Below are 1239 nucleotides of genomic sequence, written 5' to 3' on the forward strand. Positions count from 1 at the left end.
GGTCCGGAGCTGCGGTGATGCCCAGCTTGGCGAGTTCGGCCTGGCCGCCGTCGAAGGCGGTCAGGACCAGCGGACCCGGCACACGACCGGACCGAGGACGGCCTCACCCCGCAGCCGCTGACGCCCCGGCGGCTGGCCAACTTCGGGTTCTTCATCGGGACGGAGTTCACAGCGATCACGACGGACGGCCTCGGCCCGGCCGAGATCGCCCGGGCCGCGGCCGCCCCGGGCGGCACCCGGATCATCCCGGCCACGGGCGAGAGCACCCGGCCCACGGTGCACACCTACCGCTGTGCGCTGGCGCTGGCGGAGCTGCTGGGCACGGAGCCGGCCGTCTTCCCCGGCGGCCACAACGGGAACACCGCCTTCCCGCGCGCGACCGCACGGACGCTCAAGGCCGTCCTGGGGCGGTGACGGCCGCCGGTGCACATCCTCGGCGGGTACGCACCGTCGGTTCGGCGCGTCCGTTCAGCCCGGCCGGTTCAGCGCGGCCGGAGCCCGTCGAAGACCACCTCGAAGATCCGCTCCCGGGCCGGCAGGTCGCTCCCGAGCTGGTCCATCGTCGCGCCGGTGCCGACCAGCAGCGCGAGCAGCTCCGGCAGAGCCAGGTCCGGGCGGACCGCCCCGGCCTGCTGCGCCCCGGCGAGCAGTTCGGCCAGCTGGGCCCGGATCACCGCACTGGACTCCTGCAGGGCCGCCTGCGTGTCCACGCCGGCGGCAGCGAGTGCCTGGGTGAACTCACTCTTGCCCGCGGACTGGTCGATCACCAGCCGGAAGCACCCGAAGAAGGCCTCGGCGGGCTCGGCTTCGGCGGCCAGCCGGGCCGTCTGCTCCGCGATCGTCTCCAGTCGGCGCACCAGCACCGCTTCCAGCAGCGCCTCCTTGGTCGGGAAGTGCCGAAAGAGCGTCCCGACGCCGACCCCGGCGGCCCGGGCGATCTCCTCGGTCGGCACGCCGACGCCGCGGGTGGTGAACACCTCCGTGGCCACGTCCAGCAGCCTGGCCCGGTTACGGGCCGCATCCGCCCGCAGCGGGCGCACCTGAGCGCCGCCCATCCCTCCCACCTTTCCCCGCCGACGGCGGAGCCAGCACTGGACAACCGGAGTCGCCAGTCCGTATCGTTCAAAACCTGAGTCGCTAGTCCGATTCTAGCGACCGACGGGCTGGGGGTCGTGGGTACGCGCCCCGGCATGCCCGGTAGCCGTAGCCGTCCTTGGAGGTGCCGTGCCCCGCCCCGCC

2 protein-coding genes are annotated in these 1239 nt (G+C 74.0%); one reads left to right on the forward strand and one right to left on the reverse strand.

Annotation, left to right across the window (positions count from 1 at the left end; all coding sequences use genetic code 11):
• Positions 1-276: 276 nt before the first annotated feature.
• Entirely contained in the window at positions 277-414 is a 138-nt protein-coding gene (locus ABZ885_RS41490; protein ID WP_360200430.1) for a hypothetical protein, read from the forward strand.
• 68 nt (positions 415-482) lie between these two features.
• Here the strand turns inward: ABZ885_RS41490 and ABZ885_RS41495 are convergent, their stop codons facing one another.
• A complete protein-coding gene (locus tag ABZ885_RS41495) occupies positions 483-1055 on the reverse strand; it encodes a helix-turn-helix domain-containing protein (protein ID WP_360200432.1) in 573 nt (190 codons plus the stop codon).
• Positions 1056-1239 lie beyond the last annotated feature (184 nt).

The sequence above is a fragment of the Kitasatospora sp. NPDC047058 genome, from assembly GCF_040643935.1.
Classification (GTDB): domain Bacteria; phylum Actinomycetota; class Actinomycetes; order Streptomycetales; family Streptomycetaceae; genus Kitasatospora.

Coding starts and splice junctions, on each gene's coding strand:
- ABZ885_RS41495 (WP_360200432.1), bottom strand. CDS start 1,055: ATGGGCGGCGCTCAGGTGCGCCCGCTGCGGGCGGATGCGGCCCGTAAC.